This window comes from Methanobacterium sp., from assembly GCA_030017655.1.
Lineage (GTDB): Archaea > Methanobacteriota > Methanobacteria > Methanobacteriales > Methanobacteriaceae > Methanobacterium_D.
Genome location: JASEIM010000029.1, coordinates 1 through 20,011, shown reverse-complemented (window position 1 = coordinate 20,011; position 20,011 = coordinate 1). Strand labels below are relative to the sequence as shown.

16 protein-coding genes and 1 pseudogene are annotated in these 20,011 nt (G+C 32.9%); 9 read left to right on the top strand and 8 right to left on the bottom strand.

The window, feature by feature from the left end:
* Positions 1–241: 241 nt before the first annotated feature.
* Both QMD61_10345 and QMD61_10340 read right to left on the bottom strand, forming a co-directional pair.
* A complete protein-coding gene (locus QMD61_10345) occupies positions 242–1,462 on the bottom strand; it encodes a radical SAM protein (protein MDI6725031.1) in 1,221 nt (406 codons plus the stop codon).
* A gap of 39 nt (positions 1,463–1,501) precedes the next feature.
* The gene (locus QMD61_10340) at positions 1,502–2,563 is read right to left on the bottom strand and encodes an mRNA surveillance protein pelota (protein MDI6725030.1); all 1,062 of its coding nucleotides are present in this window, start codon (positions 2,561–2,563) and stop codon (positions 1,502–1,504) included.
* A gap of 331 nt (positions 2,564–2,894) precedes the next feature.
* On the opposite strand from QMD61_10340, the gene QMD61_10335 reads away from it, so the two are divergent.
* From QMD61_10335 to QMD61_10325, 3 genes are all read left to right on the top strand, one after another.
* Positions 2,895–3,215: a hypothetical protein gene (locus QMD61_10335; protein ID MDI6725029.1), complete on the top strand. Its 321-nt coding sequence runs from the start codon at positions 2,895–2,897 to the stop codon at positions 3,213–3,215.
* Between the two features lie 425 nt (positions 3,216–3,640).
* Positions 3,641–4,945: a prephenate dehydrogenase gene (locus QMD61_10330; GenBank protein MDI6725028.1), complete on the top strand. Its 1,305-nt coding sequence runs from the start codon at positions 3,641–3,643 to the stop codon at positions 4,943–4,945.
* 283 nt (positions 4,946–5,228) lie between these two features.
* Positions 5,229–7,415, top strand: a complete 2,187-nt coding sequence (locus QMD61_10325) for a CDC48 family AAA ATPase (protein ID MDI6725027.1) — start codon at positions 5,229–5,231, stop codon at positions 7,413–7,415.
* A gap of 59 nt (positions 7,416–7,474) precedes the next feature.
* On the opposite strand, the gene QMD61_10320 is transcribed toward QMD61_10325, so the two are convergent.
* Positions 7,475–7,924: a hypothetical protein gene (locus QMD61_10320; protein MDI6725026.1), complete on the bottom strand. Its 450-nt coding sequence runs from the start codon at positions 7,922–7,924 to the stop codon at positions 7,475–7,477.
* A 308-nt stretch (positions 7,925–8,232) separates the two neighbouring features.
* Here QMD61_10320 and QMD61_10315 point away from each other — a divergent pair, with 308 nt between their 5' ends.
* From QMD61_10315 to QMD61_10300, 4 genes are all read left to right on the top strand, one after another.
* Positions 8,233–10,374, top strand: a complete 2,142-nt coding sequence (locus tag QMD61_10315; protein ID MDI6725025.1) for a histidine kinase dimerization/phosphoacceptor domain -containing protein — start codon at positions 8,233–8,235, stop codon at positions 10,372–10,374.
* Between the two features lie 97 nt (positions 10,375–10,471).
* Positions 10,472–11,722 (top strand): adenosylhomocysteinase, encoded by a 1,251-nt coding sequence (gene ahcY, locus QMD61_10310; GenBank protein ID MDI6725024.1) that lies wholly within the window; start codon positions 10,472–10,474, stop codon positions 11,720–11,722.
* A gap of 26 nt (positions 11,723–11,748) precedes the next feature.
* Positions 11,749–12,360 (top strand): DUF2119 domain-containing protein, encoded by a 612-nt coding sequence (locus tag QMD61_10305; GenBank protein MDI6725023.1) that lies wholly within the window; start codon positions 11,749–11,751, stop codon positions 12,358–12,360.
* Positions 12,361–12,490: 130 nt separating this feature from the next.
* Positions 12,491–14,101, top strand: coding sequence for an ATP-binding protein (locus QMD61_10300; GenBank protein MDI6725022.1), 1,611 nt, complete (start codon positions 12,491–12,493; stop codon positions 14,099–14,101).
* Between the two features lie 271 nt (positions 14,102–14,372).
* Here the strand turns inward: QMD61_10300 and QMD61_10295 are convergent.
* A pseudogene (locus QMD61_10295) lies at positions 14,373–14,858 on the bottom strand (thermonuclease family protein).
* 351 nt (positions 14,859–15,209) lie between these two features.
* Between QMD61_10295 and QMD61_10290 the strand changes: the two are divergent.
* Entirely contained in the window at positions 15,210–15,569 is a 360-nt protein-coding gene (locus tag QMD61_10290; GenBank protein MDI6725021.1) for a hypothetical protein, read from the top strand.
* Positions 15,570–15,766: 197 nt separating this feature from the next.
* Here QMD61_10290 and albA read toward each other — a convergent pair whose 3' ends face one another.
* From albA to QMD61_10275, 3 genes are all read right to left on the bottom strand, one after another.
* Positions 15,767–16,039, bottom strand: coding sequence for a DNA-binding protein Alba (gene albA / locus QMD61_10285; protein MDI6725020.1), 273 nt, complete (start codon positions 16,037–16,039; stop codon positions 15,767–15,769).
* A gap of 266 nt (positions 16,040–16,305) precedes the next feature.
* Entirely contained in the window at positions 16,306–17,985 is a 1,680-nt protein-coding gene (locus tag QMD61_10280; protein MDI6725019.1) for a SulP family inorganic anion transporter, read from the bottom strand.
* 791 nt (positions 17,986–18,776) lie between these two features.
* A complete protein-coding gene (locus QMD61_10275) occupies positions 18,777–19,067 on the bottom strand; it encodes a GYD domain-containing protein (protein MDI6725018.1) in 291 nt (96 codons plus the stop codon).
* A 211-nt stretch (positions 19,068–19,278) separates the two neighbouring features.
* Here QMD61_10275 and QMD61_10270 point away from each other — a divergent pair, with 211 nt between their 5' ends.
* Positions 19,279–19,512, top strand: a complete 234-nt coding sequence (locus QMD61_10270; GenBank protein ID MDI6725017.1) for a hypothetical protein — start codon at positions 19,279–19,281, stop codon at positions 19,510–19,512.
* Positions 19,513–19,616: 104 nt separating this feature from the next.
* Here QMD61_10270 and nudC read toward each other — a convergent pair.
* Positions 19,617–20,011 (bottom strand): NAD(+) diphosphatase (nudC, locus tag QMD61_10265; protein ID MDI6725016.1); only part of this gene is annotated, 395 nt, incomplete at its 5' end.

Here is a 20,011-nt window from a genome sequence, read left to right as displayed (position 1 = left end):
CTAGATATGTGCCTGCAAAACTTACATCAATTATAGAAAAAACCAGGAGTAAACAGAGAAAAATTCCGATTATTTTGCGCATTTTTGTCCTCCTATAATATACTAAAATATAATATATTGAAATATAATAAATAATCTTTGCTTTTTTTCTTTTTGTCAAAAAGCAATGTATTAAAATACAAATATCATTAATTTTAAGCTTAAATTAGGAATATTGGGTGAAAATAAGGTTTAAAAATATTTAAGGCCCAAAATGCCCCTCACTGGTCTGAACAATAACAGTATTAAGACCAACAGAATTCAGAAGGTCTTTTATCTGGATTATTTCACTGGTTGAAGGTTTAATAAGGTTTTTTCTTCTAAATTCGGGTCTGTAATCAAGAACACATACTTGAACATCTGGATTCAAGCTGAAAATTTTTTTTCCAATTTCTTCAATTTCATCTTCCGAAATAAGGGCGCTATTGTAGGGTATTCCTATTCCTAAAAATATATCTTCAAAATAATTATCAATTATGTATTTTACAGCACTCCATGATGTTTCAAGATACTTTTCAGCCAGTTTTTCATCATTCAGGCCAGTAATGTTCATGTAAGTTGAAACATCTGATGATTTCAGATCAATTCCTATGTCGGTCATTCCACATTTTACAAGTTCGTCAATGTATTCATGGCTTAAAATGGTTCCATTAGTATCAACATGAATTTTAACATTTTTATCCTGATTTCTTAGTGATTTAATCACTTCAACCAGCCATTTTCTATTTAATGTACTTTCTCCACCAGAAATTGCAATTCTATCCAGCCCATGAAGTTCTTTTAATCCTAAAAGTATCTGAGAAGTTTCATATGCCTCAAGTAGATGACCTCCTGAAGTTAAAGCTATTGGAAAATTCTGACATTGAGGACATCTTAAATTACAACCGTGAGTGAATCCAACAACTTCAATAGGGCCTCTTATACTTTTTAAACTGTACGGAGTTCCAACTCCTCCGACTGTATGCACTCCGAAGCCGCTCACAACTCTTAAAGATGGATATTCGTCCCTATGGGTTTGTGTGTCTATTTTCATTCCTTCTCTCAATGGTGTAATACATACTGGTGCGAAACGGCCGTTTACATGTGCTAGACAGGTCCAGCATCCTCCGCATTCACAGGGTATAAAAATTTCATCTTCATTTTTAAAATCTGGATATTTACTCAGTTTTATATTTGAAGAAATTAATGCATTTTTTACAGTTCCACATGCCATAACTTCCTTTTTATTCACATAAACTTTTATTTTTTCTTTATGAGCTTCCTGCAAAACTATGGCTTCTTCTGGGCATGATAATGTACATATTCCGCATCCGATACATTTATCAGTTCCTGCAATGGACTTTACATTACCAAGAGGGCAATTAACAATTTCTTTACATATATTGCACTCATTACATTTTTCTATAAGGCGTTTTGCAATCATATTTCACCTTAAATTTTATTTAAAGAATTATTTTAATATTTATCCCAAACTATACCTTAATAATGCTGCAATACCACCTAAAGCACCAAGCTGCTTACCTCCTTCATGTTCGCTGCTTACAATCATTACTTTACCGCCCATATTCTCCACAATGTCCATTATTTTTTCAATATCTTCTTCACGCACCATTTTATCAAGAACAAGGAGTTTTTCAGCAGCACCAGCTTGAGCAGCTTCTTTTACTTCTGTTTTTCCATAAGCCACCAGTTTTGAAGATTTTCCAATTTCTCCTAAAACCCTGCCCATTAGTCTCATTTCCTGAGCTATACGTCCCTCGGTTGCCATCTGTTCAATAGTGCCCTTTTTAAGGACTTCCTGAATCCCCACACGTCCGCCTGTTCCTGTACTCTCAACTGCCGAGATTTTAGCTATATCCGGATATTTTTCACTTAAAAAATCGTAGAAATCCCCTTTTGTAAAGCCAGGACCTGCTATTACAATTCCCTGAATGTCCTCAAAGCCCGAAAGTGTTTTTGCAACTTCATCATAAAAACTGACTATGTTTTTACCTCTATCTTTTTGAATAATTCTTTTTCCAGATATTCCCCCGATAATAGGACCATAATAATCAATGCCGTACTGTTTAATAATTCCTAAATCGGCAACATCATCTTCAATTGCAACAATAATTGCTGAAGGCTTTTTAGATGAATCTACAGCGTTCTTCAGCCGTTTGATGGCCCATCTTGACCATTTTTCCTTGGTAATCTTTATGGAATTTTTAAGTTTAAGATCAAGTGTGTGATGGGATCCAATGGGAACCAGATCTTCCGGGCCGTGCTCTATTATTCCTGTAGCTCTTAATTTCCCTGTGTATTTATGAAAACTTATGTTTTCTACCCTTATTCCCATAAAAAATGTTTTTTTAATCCCCCTATCACTTCTTAATCGTTCTCCTGTAGAATCCTGTATTCTACGGGTGGTTTTAGAGGATATTAAATCACCAGGCTCAATTATATGTGATAGATGCCAGAGATCGTCCAGTGTTTCTGGAATAAGTTCAATTACTCCTTTTTTAGTGTCTTGATGAACAATACGCATTTAAACCATTTATCCTGTTATTCAATTCACATGTATAATCTAATAATATTAAAGCTTAATTTTCTTTATTATACCTGATTCTTTTTCTTTTATTTTCTATATCTATAATGTAATTAAATATTTTAATGGATTTTGAAATTATTTTTTTAAGATTAATTAGCTCCTTTTTTCCTTTTTAAGTGTATAAATTTGATTATAAATGTTGATGGGGATTCGATTTTTAATAATTTTTGCGTACATGTTGGTGCGTACATCATTTATTAAATATAGTTAATATAATATGATATATTTATATATTACTTCATATAGACCCATATCTGGAGGTAATTACATGGCTAAAGAACTGGAAAATAAAATAAGAAATGCATTAAAAGAAGTTAAAGCATGGCAGAGAGTACCAACATCAGTTAATGGTGTATACTTAGTAAAAACCCCTGCAGATGGAAATAATGAGACATTAATGGTTGAAATCAACCCAATCAACGAAAGAGGTACTCCAATGAAAAGAAGGGGCCTTTTCCTAAAGAATACTTCCGAATTCAATGGATTTGGAGATATCTTTGGAAATGAAAAAGTATTAGAACTTTTAGGCACCCTTGAAAACATAGCCGGAGGTGAAAAGGTAAAAGAAATCAAGGCAGTGGAAATATAATCATATTTTTGTTATTATTTTATTTTTAGATTTTAAAGAATGTAATTGTTCACTATCTAATGGAATACCTCTTATTCCATATCATACTTTTATAGAGTTTTTATATAAATAAAGTTTAAATAATTTTTAAAATAGGTTTTAAACCGTTTGCGAGTATTTTTTTTAAATATACAAAGATAGAACCCTTAAATTTTCTTATATTCCCTGTATAAATCTGAAAAATGAATATTAAAGGCAGTTATTCATTATAATTAGAAAAAATAGTAATTAAGTAGATATGAGATATAAATATAGTAAATTTTTATTTATAAAAGTTATAAATCATCCATCTACTTTTATCTAATCAACTTAACCCATTTTTATATATTTAATAAAAAAAATATTAAAAATATATTTATACATGAAAAAATCAAGGAGATTTTTCTTTGAGAATTGCAGTAATTGGTGGAACACGAGGATTAGGCAACTGGATTGCTAAGTTTCTTCAAAATAGAGGCTTTGATGTGGTTATTACTGGAAGAGACAAAATTTCTGGTGAAAGGGCATCAAAAAAAATTGGCGCTGATTATACCGATGACAATATAACTGCAGCTTCACAGGCGGATGTGGTTATAGTATCAGTTCCCATTGATGCAACTCCATCAATCATAAAAGAAATTGCTCCAGTTATGAAAAAAGGTTCTCTATTAATGGATGTAACATCTGTAAAAGAAGAACCCACAGAAACAATGTATGAGTATGTTGGTCAAGATGTTGAAGTTTTACCCACCCATCCTATGTTCGGTCCAAGAATCAGATCACTGGATGGGCAGGTTGTTGTAATGACGCCAATTAAGAAGAGTAGATGGTATGATAAAGTATATGAATTCCTTGAGAAGGAAAATGCTCGAATTTTAGTCACCACTCCTCAGATACATGACCAGATGATGAGTATTGTTCAGGGATTAACTCATTTTGCTTATATCAGCATTGCTGCAACCATTAAAAAGCTCGATGTTGACGTAAAAGAATCCAGGAAATTTGCAAGTCCCATTTATAATCTTATGGTGGATATGATTGCAAGGATTGTCGCTCAAAATCCTTATCTCTTTTATTCGATACAGACGCATAACAAATACACTGAAAAAACCCACAAAACTTTTCTTTCAACTTACAAAAGTCTGATGGACATGATTTCCAATCATCATGAAGATGAATTTGTACGTGTAATGGGTTCTGCAGCAAAACATCTGGATGACTTGGAAGCAGCTCTTGGAAGATCTGATAAAGCAATATCTGCTTTAAATGAGGAGATAGTACTTCTTAAAAATTCTATAGGTCATGAAGTTGGATTAAGACATATTTATTCAGGCAATGTCCATTTAGGGGTTTTAAAAGATATATCTCCTGATTTTGTATTTTTGAATGAAAATAATAAAGAAATTAGATTGAAATTATCCAATGTTGAAGTTATGGATGATAGGGAAGTTCTTAAATGGAAAATAGAAAATTTTCCCAAAAAAACCTATGATGTTTCTGCCGTTTTTCCACAAGAATGCAATCCTGAAATTATTGCTGCCACAATAATGAATTTAGAAGATGTAATTAATGTTGAAATCGCTGATTTATACAAGGGAAACCAGATACCTGATGAAAAAATTAGTATCACCATTAAATACGAAGTATTAAATCCAGAAGCAAGATTTGCCGTTGAAAACCTTTTAAAAGGGTTTGGGGCCAAAATCCGCTGATATTTTATTTTATTTATCTAACTGAGGATATTATATGTCTTTAAATGAGTTTATAAATTTATTTTTACATTTTTATTAATATAAATGGTTAAATTTATAGTATTTGAATACAATAATACATAATAAAGGTATTTTACATTATGATTAATACAAAAAACCAAAAGATTTATATACTTAAAATTACAAGTTATTATAGTAACTCAAGTTAACTAAAACTTAATTCGTGTTTAAAATTACTTTTAACTAAAATTAATCATTATAAAAACATTTAATGGGGGTAAACATGACTGATAAAGAAATGAAATTAAAAGTAGCAGAAGCATTTTCACAATCTGACGTAGGAAGGTCAGTTGCAAGAATAGATCCCGCATGCATGGAGAAATTAGATCTCCTCGATGGTGACATAATAGAAATAGAAGGAAGCAAGTTAACAGCAGCAACAGTTGCTTCATCCCAATCAGACATTGGTTTAGGAATTATAAGAATCGATGGATACATGAGAAAGAACGCAGGAGCCTCAATAGGAGAAGAGGTAAGGGTAAGGCGTGCAAGTGTTAAAGAAGCGCAAAAAGTGGTCTTAGCGCCTGTCGAACAGCAAATAATGGTTCAGGGTGACGTAAGGGGGGCTTTTGCAGGCAGAGTTCTTTCTAAAGGTGATATAATCATATCGGGGTTTAGACAACCTGCAACTTCGATGAGGGGAAGTCTTTTCGATGAATTCTTCAGAGATATAGCTCCGATGGGTGAATTAAAGCTTGCAGTGGTCTCAACCAAGCCATCAGGAATAGTTAAAGTTACTCAAATGAGTGATGTTGAAATACAGCAAAATCCTGTAGATGTATCCAAACTTGAAGGTGTCAAAAACTTTGTAGATGTGACCTACGAAGACATCGGTGGTCTTAAAGAAGAAGTTAAAAAAGTAAGGGAAATGATAGAAATCCCATTAAAAAGACCAGAACTCTTTGAAAGACTGGGAATATCACCCCCTAAGGGAGTGTTAATGCATGGACCTCCAGGAACTGGTAAAACATTACTTGCGAAAGCTGTAGCCAATGAAAGTGATGCTCATTTCATAACCATAAACGGTCCAGAGATCATGAGTAAATATGTAGGTGGATCTGAAGAAAGGCTCAGGGAAATATTTGAAGAAGCTGAAGAAAACGCCCCATCAATTGTATTTATTGATGAAATCGACGCTATTGCACCTAAACGTGAAGAAGTCACAGGAGAAGCTGAACGAAGAACCGTAGCACAGCTTCTTACACTTATGGATGGTCTTAAAACCAGAGGACAGGTCATGGTGATTGGTGCAACCAACAGAGTTGACGCACTTGACCCTGCAATTAGAAGACCTGGAAGATTCGACAGAGAAATAGAAATAGGCGTTCCAGATAAGGACGGAAGAAAAGAAGTTCTTCAAATACACACCAGAGGAATGCCCTTAGAAGAAAATGTGGATTTAGATGAAATGGCAGATGTTACACATGGATTTGTAGGTGCAGACCTGGAATCTTTAGCTAAAGAAGCTGCAATGAGAGTTTTAAGAAGAATTCTTCCAGAGATTAAGTCTGATGAAGAAGAAATTCCAAAGGAAGTTCTTCAAAAGATAATTGTTAAAAAGGCTGATTTCAAAGAGGCTTTAAAAGAAATACAACCATCAGCACTACGTGAAGTTCTTGTACAGGTCCCTGATGTTAAATGGGATGACATAGGTGGACTTGAAAAGGCAAAACAGGAATTACAAGAGGCTGTCGAATGGCCTTTAAAATACCCTGAAAACTTTGAAAAATTTGGAATAAACCCGCCTAAAGGAGTCCTTATTTACGGCCCGCCAGGAACAGGTAAAACCCTTCTTGCAAAGGCAGTAGCAAACGAAAGTGATTCTAACTTCATCGCAGTAAAAGGACCTGAATTACTGTCAAAATGGGTTGGCGAATCTGAAAAAGGTGTAAGAGAAATTTTCAGAAAAGCAAGACAAACAGCCCCAACAGTAATCTTCTTTGATGAAATAGACTCCATTGCATCCACAAGAGGTGGGGGAAGCACCGATTCAGGGGTTACTCAAAGAGTTGTTAACCAGCTTCTGACAGAGATTGATGGAATGGAAGAGTTACAGGATGTAGCAGTCATAGCCGCCACAAACAGGGTGGATATTATAGATCCTGCACTTGTACGACCTGGAAGATTTGACAGACATGTTAAAGTTGATGATCCAGACGAAAAAGCAAGACTTGAAATATTCAAGGTTCACACCAGAAATATGCCCCTTGCAGATGATGTGGACTTAAAATATCTCGCTAAAAATACAGATGGATATGTTGGGGCTGATATTGAAGCAGTCTGCCGTGAAGCAGTCATGCTGACACTCAGGGACAACATAAAAGCTGATAATGTTGAGATGAAATATTTCAAAAAAGCAATGAGAAAAGTTAAAGCAGAAGAAAAGGTTGATTTAATTCATTACAGATAATGAATTTCTTGTAATGAAACATTTATAGGGGGCTTAAAGCTTCCTATTTTTTTTAAATACTACTTTTTGGTAACTTTAGTATATTCAGAAGGTGCATAGGTTTCTAAAGATTCTCTTTGAATATATTTTCTTAAATCATCAATTTGTAGGATATAGTCTTCAATAATTTCTATAATCTCTTCATAAGGTTTAAGAGCTTTCGCACGTTCAAAAAGCAGTTTTTTTCTCTTTTGTGTTTTTGAAAGCTTTTTCCCTATGCTAAATAATCCTAGAATCTTAGGTCTTTCTATTATTGATTCATCGAGGTACATATTTCTAATGGTCCTCATATCTGTTGATATTTCTCGTTTAAGTTTTAATAAATCTTTTTCTAGCTTTTTTAATTTGACTAATGTGGCCCTTGCTTCAAAGTCAGAAGATACCTCTAGTTCATTTTCGTCAAGATACATTTCTCCCAGTTTATTATAATAAAATTCTGGACTTTGATATAAAGTTTCATTTCCTCCCATATCTACAGATTAGAAAGCATATTATATAAATTATTGGCTAAAGATATATTTTTAATAATATACTGCTTTAAATTACGAATAATGCTATTTAAAGGATATATAACATAATAAAACGCTGAATTATGATTATTTTTGTTGATTAGGTATATAGAAACAGTTTAACCTTTAATGGTTTCTTATACTTATCTAATATTTATTTCTAATTTAATTATCAAATAATATTAATTATAAATAATTTAGTCCACATAACTAATGATAATACTTTTGTCAAATAAGGGGTGTGCTGTATTTTTATAAATAAAAAATTGATGAATTTAAAATATGCTTCAATATTTGGCATTTCACTTATTATTACATATGAACTATTTTTAATCTTCTTAGGGGGTCATCAACATTACAGCACTGTTTTTAGTGACATAGTATCTCCAGCTACAAACCTGGGTGTTGTAATACTCCTGTTTTTTGCTGCTAAATCTTCCAGGAAATATGGACAGCATATTTATGTTGCATGGATTTTCCTGGCAGTTGCTCAGCTTTCTTATTTTATGGGGGATGTTATATGGGGTGTTTTAGAAATTGGTTTTAATCAGCAGTCCTCCATAGCTGATGTTTTTTATTTGCTTTATTATCCTCTGTTTGCAGCAGGTATTTTATTATTGTCCCGTAACGCAATGAAGAGGGATAAACAGTTTAAAATGTTCGTTGATATGGGAATAGTGATTACATCAATCACTTTAATATTTTTAACATTATTGATTTTACCTCTTATAGAAACAACAGATTTAATTTCATCAGAATTTGCAGTATCTTTAGCCTATGTAATCTTCGATTTTTTAGTTCTGGTCGTGTTAATTAACCTCTTGTTTAAATTATATAATAAGTCAAACCAGACTGCTCTATTTTTACTAATTATAGGGCTTTTTTTTCAGATTATAACGGATTCTATTTATATGAACCTTACTCTATACGGAGAATATGTTGCAGGTAGTTTAATAGACATAGGATGGGTAATTGGGTACGTATTTACAGGACTTGCTGCTCTATCTCAAATAAAAGAACAGAAAGTTGATTTTAATAAGTACATCCCTGATTTATCCCATTACATAAAATTCAGATACAGGTCTTATGTTCCTTCAATTTTCGCTGCAATATCCTATATAACGTTAATATGGTCTTTAAGTAATCTGGAACAGAAATATGTATATCTATTGGAGCTTGGCGTTGGAATTATAATATTTTTAGTAATTCTTCGCCAGTTATTAACATTAAATGAAAATAAACGGCTTTTTTTAGCATCAAAGGATGAAATTTACAAGCGTAGAATGACAGAGCAGGCATTAAAAGAAAGCGAAAAAAAATACAGACAAATAGTGGAAAATGTGGATGAAGGTATTTTATCAACAGATCCTGAAGGCAAAATAACATTTATAAACCCCAAAATAGTAAAGATGATGGAATATAACGAAGATGAACTTGTTGGGAGACATATATTTTCGTTAATGCCCCAAAGCAGCGTTGATATAGCTGAAAAGTGTCTCATAGATATTAAAAAAGGAAATAGAGGATATAATGAACTTCAGTTAATTAAAAAAAATGGAGAGCTCATTTATGCATATTTCAGAGTATCTCCTATTATTGATAATGGCACTTATGGGGGGTGTTTGGCACTTATACTGGACATCACAGAACGTAAAAAATCTGAAAAGGAAATAAAAAATTCATTAATTGAAAAAGAGACTTTATTAAGAGAAGTTCATCACAGAGTTAAAAATAACATGCAAATAATATCAAGTCTACTTTCTCTTCAATCCCGTTATATAAATGACAATGAAGCCCTGGAAATATTCCAGGAAGGACAAAATCGGGTTAAATCAATGGCATTAGTGCATGAAAAACTGTATAAATCAGAAAATCTGTCAAATATTAGTATTCAGGACTATATTAAAGACATAATACATTATTTATCCAATGCATATAATTTTAATTCAATTGAATTCAATATAAACGTTCAGGATATCTCATTTAATATTGATACAGCAATCCCCCTGGGTTTAATTATAAATGAAATTATAACTAATTCTTTAAAATATGCATTTCCAACCTCTGATTGTGAACCAGCAATTAATAAATTTACTGATCCCGCAACTCCTGGCTTCGGACCTGTAGATAATAAATTCGCAGATTCTGTTGCCAATCATCATGGATCATCCAAACTCTTTAAGGACCATAAAGCAGAAATAGAAACAAAACTTGAAAAAAAGGATGGGAAATACATAATGACAATTCGAGATAATGGAATAGGGCTTCCAGAAGACTTTGATATCAAGAATGTTGATACATTAGGGTTAAAACTCGTAAATATTTTAGTTGAACAGCTTGAAGGATCAGTTGAGATTATAAGTAATAATGGAACAACCTTCAAAATAAATTTCAATGAAATACATAACTGATTAAAGCTTATCATAATCTATATTAAACAAAAGAATTTAATTTTATATCAGCTGATTTTAATTAAGGAATCATTTTTAACAATATTCAGGTGAAACAATGAGCAAAGTAAAAGACATGTCACTGGCAGGAGAAGGTAAGAAAAAAATTGACTGGGTACAAAGACACATGCCCGTTTTAGAACATATAAAAGCAGAATTTAAGGAAGAAAAGCCATTTAAAGGAATCACTATTGGATCATGCTTACATCTTGAACCAAAAACAATAAATCTTGGATTAACACTTCTAGCTGGCGGTGCGGAAGTTGCAATGACAGGATGTAACCCACTTTCTACCCAGGATGATGCAACAGCAGCAGGAGCATCAATGGGGCTCAATATGTACGGCTGGAGGGAAGAAACCACAGAGGAATATTATGAAACAATCCACAAGGTACTGGATCACGAACCAGACATTTTAATCGACGATGGTGCAGACATGATATTCCTTGTGCACAAAGAAAGACCAGAACTTATAGAAAACATCATAGGAGCATGCGAAGAAACAACAACTGGAATTCACAGGCTGAAGGCAATGGCAGAAGATAAAGCGCTGAAATTCCCAGTAATTGCTGTGAATGACGCTTACACCAAATACTTATTTGACAACAGATATGGAACCGGTCAATCAACATTTGACTCAATAATGGGTTCAACAAATATGCTTATTGCCGGAAAAACCATTGTAGTATGTGGATACGGATGGTGTGGTAGAGGAGTAGCCATGAGGGCAGATGGACTCGGTGCAAATGTTATAGTTACCGAAGTCGACCCTATAAGAGCATTAGAAGCAAGAATGGATGGATATAGAGTAATGCAAGCTGAAAAAGCAGTTAAATATGCAGATATGGTTTTAACCGTTACTGGAGATATCGATGTCATTACAGAAAGACATTTCAGGGTTATGAAGGACGGATGCATACTTGCAAATGCTGGCCATTTCAATGTTGAGATAAACAAAGGAGACCTTGAAAAAATGTCTGTTAAGCATGAACAGATTAAATCAGACATTGAAGGGTTTGTGATGGAAGATGGAAGAACATTTTATCTTCTTGCTGATGGGAGACTGGTTAATCTGGCAGGTGAACGTGGCCAGGGCCATCCAGCAGAAATTATGGACATGAGTTTTGCTGTGCAGGCATTATCAGCCAGAGATCTTTTAGGAACTAAATTAGATAATAAAGTCTACAAAGTATCTGATGAAATCGATAATAGGGTTGCAAAACTCAAATTAAAAGCAATGGATGTCGAAATTGACGAATTAAGTTCAAGACAAGCTGAATATCTTGAAAACTGGGAAGAAGGAACTTGATACAAGAATCTATTTTTTGATCATAAATGACCTATTATAAAGAAATTAATAAAGGAAAAGGGCCAAAACGTCTTTTTATTGGGGGAGTTCATGGACATGAAGGGCTTACAACTATAAAAGCCCTCTCCAGAATTTCTGATGATAACGTTAAAAATGGGATTCTTACTATTTACAATTTTGATGAAAGTACTTATATCAGCACACTTGACAGGCACTACTATAACTCTGATCTGGGTAAAAAAGTTGTATCAATAATTAGAGACTTAAAACCCGAAATGTACATGGAATTACACTGTTATAACTCAAACAGTTTTGAAAAACTAACAGATTTAAACAGAAAAGAGCGAATAGGAGTTCCGCCCCTCATACATCTTGAAAAAGGAGTTTTGATTGGTTCAATATCTCCGTATATCAGAACTTCTCTTTTTGATGAATGGGATGTTTGCATAACCCTTGAAATTCCATGTGAAGCGTCTAAAGAAGCTATGGAAGTTTATTTAAAGGTGATCAATGCAGTTGCAGGTTCAAGGGATAAACATGAATTACTGGATAAATTGAGGAAGGATTATCCAGAACAGGTTGAAATTGCAGCGAGGTATGCTATTGAATTGTATTGGGATGGTTATCCTCCTTTATAGTTCCTTTTAGAGTTTAAAATTTATTTATTTTTTGAAATAGGATTTATTTATTAAGACATTTTGTGGGGTCAATTCAAAATATATAATAATTTACGTTTATATATTAATATTATTCTATATTGTGATCTAAATGAATTCCCAAAATCAATATAAATCTAAATTAGAGATATTATCTGAAGTTTTAAGTATTTTTATAATTATAATCAGTATTTTATTTCTTATTGGATGGGCATTTGATATTGGAATTCTTAAAACTCCTGGTTCTAATTATTCTACTGTTAAGTCTAACAGTGCTCTGTCATTTCTTCTTGTAGGTATAAGTATATGGCTTCTGCAGGAAAAGAGAATTAGCCATCGCAATATTTTGATTACACGTGCATTATCTTTAATAGTTCTTTTGATCGGGTCTCTTACTCTTTTTGAATATATATCTGGTGTTGATTTAGGTCTGGATCAAATATTGTTTATAGAGCCAACAGGTGCCTTTCAGACAGCAGCCCAGAATAGGATGTCATTAGTGGCAGTATTAAGCTTTTTATTAACAAGTATTTCTCTTATAATTCTTGATAGAAAAGAAGACAGAAATTTTCAGTTTTCTCAAGTTTTAATTATTATTGTGGGTCTTGTAGCATTTCTCGTGGTTTTGGGATACCTTTATCAAACGGCAATTTATCCTATTATTAACACCACAGCACCATCTCCTTATGGATCTATTATGTTAATTGTAACTGCTCTTGCGGTTATTACTTCCCGTCCAGATAAAGGCTTTATGGAAATATTAACCAGTAACAGATTAGGGGGAGTCTTTGGGCGAAGAATTTTGCTGTTTATTATTATTGTTCCATTAATTTTAGGATGGTTAAGGCTTTTAGGGGAGAGATCCGGGTTATATGACGCTGAATTTGGGACTGCCATTACCATATTTTTTACCATAATGGTTTTAATAATATTAGTATGGTTAAGTATTCTATCAATCGATAGAATTGATATCAGACGTAGAAAAGCGGAAAAAGATTTAAAAAGTTACGTGGAAGAGTTAAAACGTTCTAATGATGAACTTCAACAGTTCACCTATATCACATCTCATGACCTTCAGGAACCCCTTAGGAGTATTGCAAGCTTTGCACAGCTTATAGAAATGCGTTACAAAGGAAAATTGGATTCAGATGCTGATGATTACATTAATTTTATGGTAGATGGTGCTAAGAGAATGAAAGAAATGATTCAAGGCCTATTAGATTACTCTCTTGTCAGAAACGTTGATAGAAAATTTAAATTCTTAAATACTGAAGAAGTACTTAAAAAAGCATTAAATGCTTTAAAAGACGTGATTAAAGAAAATAATGCATTTATAACCTACGATGCTCTTCCAAATGTTGTGGCAGATGAAAATCAATTGAGACAGCTGTTTCAATATTTAATTGACAACGCAATCAAATTCAGAAAATCCGGAGAACGGGCAAAAGTTCACATATCAGCATATTTAGATGAAAAAAACAACGAATATGTGTTTTCTGTTACAGATAATGGAATTGGATTGGAACAGCAGTACTGTGATAAAATTTTTGAGATTTTCAAGCGCCTGCATACAATTGATGAATACAGAGGAACCGGTATTGGACTTGCAATATCTAAGAGAATTATAGAACGTCATGGGGGTCGTATATGGGTTGAATCCAGGTTAGATGAGGGTTCAACATTCTATTTTACTATTCCGGTCTGTGACATTGATAGTTCCTGATCTGGTAGTAAATCTGATTAAAATAATATATTTATCTGGTAGTAAATTAAGGATCACAATTCTGACAGGGAATATAACCATTATTTACAGCTTCCTGCCTTGAATTTAAACGTACTTTGTTTGCCTCGCTCATTTTATCTACTGAAAAGCAATCAGGCAAATGAAACTTCATTGAATTTCTGTTTCCAATGTAGTATCCGGCAGAATTTGCTGAATTGCTGTTTGAACTCTTACTTTGATAATTGCCCGTCCCTACCCATGAGTAAGGGTTAAATTCAGATGGAGGAATATACATTACTTCTGCATATCCCATTTTTAAAAGTTCTGCATTTAAATTAGTATTTCCTACATAAACTACAGCAAGAGTTCTTCCATACTTATCATAGTGCTTTGCATCATCTATATCTAAATTAACGGTCTTTCCAAGACAAAGACTTTCAACAAAATTTTTAGCTTGTTGGTATCCCTGTTGACCTTTTTCTGGTGTGTTTACACCCACAAATCGTATTCTTCCAATACCTTTCACGTCAATTGTGTCTCCATCAACCACGTTATAACAGTATCCGCTTGCTTCATAATTAGAATTGGTAGAAGTTAAAGATGGAGTATTATTTGATTCCTTCTGGAGACTGGACGAATCATTATAATCCGGAACAGTATTTTTATCATTAAAATTATTGCTTTCCTCTGTACAACCAGCTATTCCAGTTATGCTGATTATTAAAATTAAAATTATAATTATTTTTTTAAATTTCAGATCAGGACCTCCATATAATTAAGTGCATATAACGTAATATTATTTTTTACCATTACTGAAAAATAGAAATCCTTAAATAAAACTTTAAAAGCTTGAAATGTACTAAATACTTCTTTATAATTTATTATTAAACACTTTCAGATATTTTTATCCAGTTTTTTATTTTAGAAGCTTCTCTTTTTTTAACTCACCTTATCAGATTTAATGAACCTTATTTTGGGGAATAATTTGGGAATAATTATGGGTGTATTCTGGACGTATTTAGGATAAAAAAGGGATATAATCTGGAAAAACTATTTTTAACATGCTATACATCTCTATATTACAAAAACTAGATGGAGGTGAGAAGATATGAAAAAAATAGCGCTCCTCTGTGTTATGGTAATGGCAATCAGTCTGGTTCCTGCATTTGCAGTAGACACAAATAACACGACAACTCCGCAAAAGCAGTTAAAAGTGAAGAATCTGTACAAGTACAAAAATGAACAGAAGAACACCAAGAAAAACTGTACTGAAAAATTGAAAGTTAACGCCAAACACCAGTACAAATACAAGAAAGGACTAAAAAAGAGTACCAAAGTGGGTAACAGCAAATCACAGGTTAAAGCCCAACATAAACACAAATACCAGAAGAAAAGCAGTACTCAAAAAAAGAACTCTAATCAAAATAAGAACCTTAAAAAAAATTGTACTGGAAAATGTAAGGCATAATTTCTAAAAAAAGTGATTAAATAGACAGTAAGATAACCCTTTATCTTACTTTTTTTTAAGTATTGACCTTTAAATTAACAATTCAGTATTTGTAAATCCCTTAAACTAGGTTTTTTAAATATCTAAAAAAATTTATTCATGGAAATACTTCAAATATTCTTTAATTTTTAAAAAAGAGTTGATTTTTAACTCTTTTATCATTTGTTCAGCTGTATTTCAATCGCTGAAACATTACTGTTTAATCCTTCCCTGTTAGATACTTCTTCTGTACTGATATCTATGCTTCCAAGTTCTACATCGGTTATAAATCTATTTCTTACAATCTCTGCAACATCCACAGCTCTACTTATTGACCTTCCACGCGCTTTTAGAATTACTTCTGAATTTCCGCCGTTCATCTGTGTTACAACAGCTAAAACATAGTTCATTACAGGCTTGGTTCCGATGTATATTACATTTTCTTCTGACATTCATTTACCTCCAAAAAAACAATTATTATTATATTTAGATAAATTGCTATATACAATTATGTATTTTTAAACAAAACTTCTAACTGTTTTAAATCGTTATATAATAACTAATGATAACTTTAATTTAAAATTAAAGGTGTCATTAAACGAAATGAATTCTAGGAAATTAAAAACCAGTCTTACTATTCAGCGATTTTTAATATTTAGATAAGAGCTAGTTAATGGTTTCAGATGGATTGGAAACTAAAAAAAAATAAAAGAATGTTTTAATTCTTTTTTTCAGATTCCCATCTTCTAATGCATTCATCAATGGTTAAGCAAAAATCACTGTCAACAATTTCCTTTTCAAGTTTACTTTTTTTAATTAGATCCTCTAGAGGTTCGTACATATTTGCCCCTATGATTTTAATGCCTCTTTGCTTCATCTCATCTGTGAGTTCTTCTAACATTTCAATTCCTGAAAAATCAATAAAAGGAGTGGCTTCAAAATCTAAAACAAGCAGTCTAATGTCTTTATATTGAGTATCTACCAGGTCTATTATTGTATCTTTTATACTTTCAGTGTTCAGGAAAATCTGGGATCCATCAATCCTCACAATGAGAGTATGGGAAACTATTTCACTTTCTGGGTGGCGATTAATATCTAAATATTTCATGGTGCCCGGAACACGCCCTAATATAGCTATATGTGGGTTGTACATATTTTTAAGTAATCCTAGGACTGATAAAATTACCCCTATCACTATTCCTTCAAGTGCACCGAAAAATAGCACAGATAGCAGCGTTATAATGGCAATGGCGAATTCTATCTTGCTGAAATTATAGATCCTTTTTAAATGAGGTACGTCAACCAGACGCTTTATTACAAAAAGTACAATAGCGGCCAGTATAGTTTCTGGTAAGTTGTAAAAGATGCCTGTAAATAGAACAAGTACTAATAAAATGACTAATCCTGATATTCCTCCAGCTAAAGGTGTTTTTGCTCCGCTTTCATTATTTACTGCAGTTCTTGATGGAACCCCTCCTATGGGTAATCCCTGAAAAAGACCTACGGCAATGTTGGATACCCCTAAAGCTAATAATTCCTGGTTTTTATCAATTTTATACCTGTTTATTGCAGCATATTCAGAAGCAAACAAATATCCCTCTACATAACTTATAAGAAAGACAGTTGTAGCCAGAATAAGTAAAACGTTAAAATCTATCATGTTTGGATCTGGAATAATCAGGCCGGGTAATCCCTGGGGGATGGAACCGACTATTTTGATCCCTAAAGAGGCCAGATTAGTGAAAGTTATGAGAATAATTGATCCTAAAACCAGAAAAAGAGTATTGGGCAGTTTAGGGAATTTTCTATTCGCCAGGAATAAAAATATAATTCCTCCTGCACCAATTGCCAGAGTTGCCATGTTAGTCTGATCAATATGGGCTAAAAAGTAATATATGCGGTCAAAAAAATTTCCCTGAGATCCAGGTATTCCAAATAACCTTGGAAGCTGTCCTGAAGCAATAAAAAGAGCTATACCTGTTAAAAACCCGGTTAACACTGTTCTTGAAATAAATTTAATTATAAATCCTAACCTTAAAGCCCAGGATATGAGGGCTAAAACGCCCACAATGATCGCTACAAGCGATACAGTCATTAAATACTGGCTGGCGTTAGAAATCATCAAAGTACCAAGCGTAGAACCAACCAGTATGGAAAGCGTGGAAGTAGGACCAATAGATAATTGGTTAGATGTCCCAAAAAGCATATAAACGAATAATGCAACCATGGATGAATACAGACCAACTTCTGGGGGTAAACCGGCTAAAGTAACATATGCCATGGCCTCAGGTATTGTAAAAGCACCAACAGTAATTCCAGCAATAACATCTGGCCTTAGCCATTCTTTATTATAAGATTTAGCCCATCTGGTTACTGGGAAAAATGATGAGAGTTTCATTGTTTTAATCCATAAAATTATTGATAAAAATTTTTATTTTATTAATTATATGGATCATTTCTGTTAAAATTAATTATATCTCTTTAAAAAGATTATTATTTTATCTTAAAATTTTAGGTATTTTGAGGGGTTAAATCATTTCAACCGGGACTAAATTTCAGTTATGCCCTTTTTTCACTAAAAATTAATTAAAGATACTTATTTATGTTTATTCAAAAGAAAAAAAAATATCATGGAAACAATGCAAATATTCTATCTAATGATAGGAATATGCTGGGTGCTTATTTCTGCCAATATGCTTATCAATATGGATAAAAAAACCTATAACAACACATGGATAAATAAATACCTGAATTATAGATCCAAGGGGAGTTATATTAAAATTTCAAGTTTAATACTATTAATATGTGGAATTTTACTCATATTCTTTCGTTGTTATCATTAATAATTTAATTATATTAGTTCTTTCAGTAAAACACTGTCTGGCATCATTATATTATTTTCATTAATGGTAACGTATTCAAGTGATACTAATCACATTTATTCTTAAAAAAGTCATATTGGTGTGAATCTAAATAACTATATGGACCTTATTAGTCCAGTGAAAAGATTGGATGAATCATTGGGGAACGGCTTAATAGTGATCCTATATCTCTCAAGGCCCTCTTTATTTAGCCGTCCCTAATAATACTGCTTTTTTTTTAATTGCTTCTATTTTAAATCTTCAGTCAGAAATTTGATTGAATTGAATAATGAATATAATTTAAATCTTTTCAAAATCAAATTAAGAATTATTTAAGTTCAGAAACCATTTCCACGAACTCAGTGTCTGTCCATGCCCGGAGTGTTTTTGTAGATACGCTCTGCAGTGAGTTTATTTTTATCAGAATTTTAGCCATGCTGTTTTCATCTGGAAGTTCAACAATTGCAACCAGATCATATTCACCAAAGGTGTAGTAAAGAGTTAAATTCCCATCAAGCTCTTCTACGGAATTTTTAATGGATTTAATCCTTTTTGATGCTTCATCAAGAGTTTTTCTCCCCTGCCCTGTCCCTTTCCCCAGAACAATATATTTCAGCACATTTCCACCCCCATTCTGCAAAAATTCTAATTATCATATTGTATTTCATTTTAATCAGATCTGCTAGCAGCCTGGTTTTTTAAAGGAGAAATCATTTTATTAAATGATTTAACTATTAAACTCATAAAACATATAATGAACTCTTAAAGATGTCCCAAGTGCTTATTAACTTTAGGTAAAATAACGCATAGAGTAGTCCGGTGTGATTTTAATGGCTAAAAAATGGAAAGTTTTATGGTTTGGAGATATAGATTCTAATGGAAACCCTATTAATGATGAATTAAGTAGAATAATGGATATAGAAAAACAGTTAAATATGTATGAAAGTAAAGGATGGAAAATATATCCTGAAAGCTTTACATTAAACGTAGAAGGTGAGGGTTACATAATGCTGGCTTCTATATCTGAAGAAATGCAAAAAAAAGGAAGAGAAAAGGAATCTTGAAAACTCATATTAGCTTGAATGTTTTTCAATGAACCGCCCAATCAGTCAAAAAACATAGTTTTTTGCTTGGTAGAAAGAAATCAAATTTGAAATCCTAATTTAATTTATTGATCTGAATAATTCTCAATGAACCAATCTATTAACTCACTGGCAATACTCATCTTTGAAGGCAGTGGAGGGATTTCCTCAGCAGAGAACCATTTCGCATCTAAAATCTCTTTTTCATCTACTTTTATCTCCCCGCTTTCATATTCAGCCGTAAAGCCCAGCATTAGTGAATGAGGGAATGGCCAGGACTGGCTGCTGGAATATTTGATATTTTTGACTTTTACACCCACTTCCTCTTCTGTTTCCCGCTCAACGGCTTCCTCAATGGTTTCTCCGGGCTCCACAAATCCTGCAACGAGGCTGTACCTGTCTTTAAGTCCGTATGAGTGCTTGGCCATGAGAATCTTACCATCTTTTACGATTGCAGTGATCACTGCAGGTGAAAGGCGGG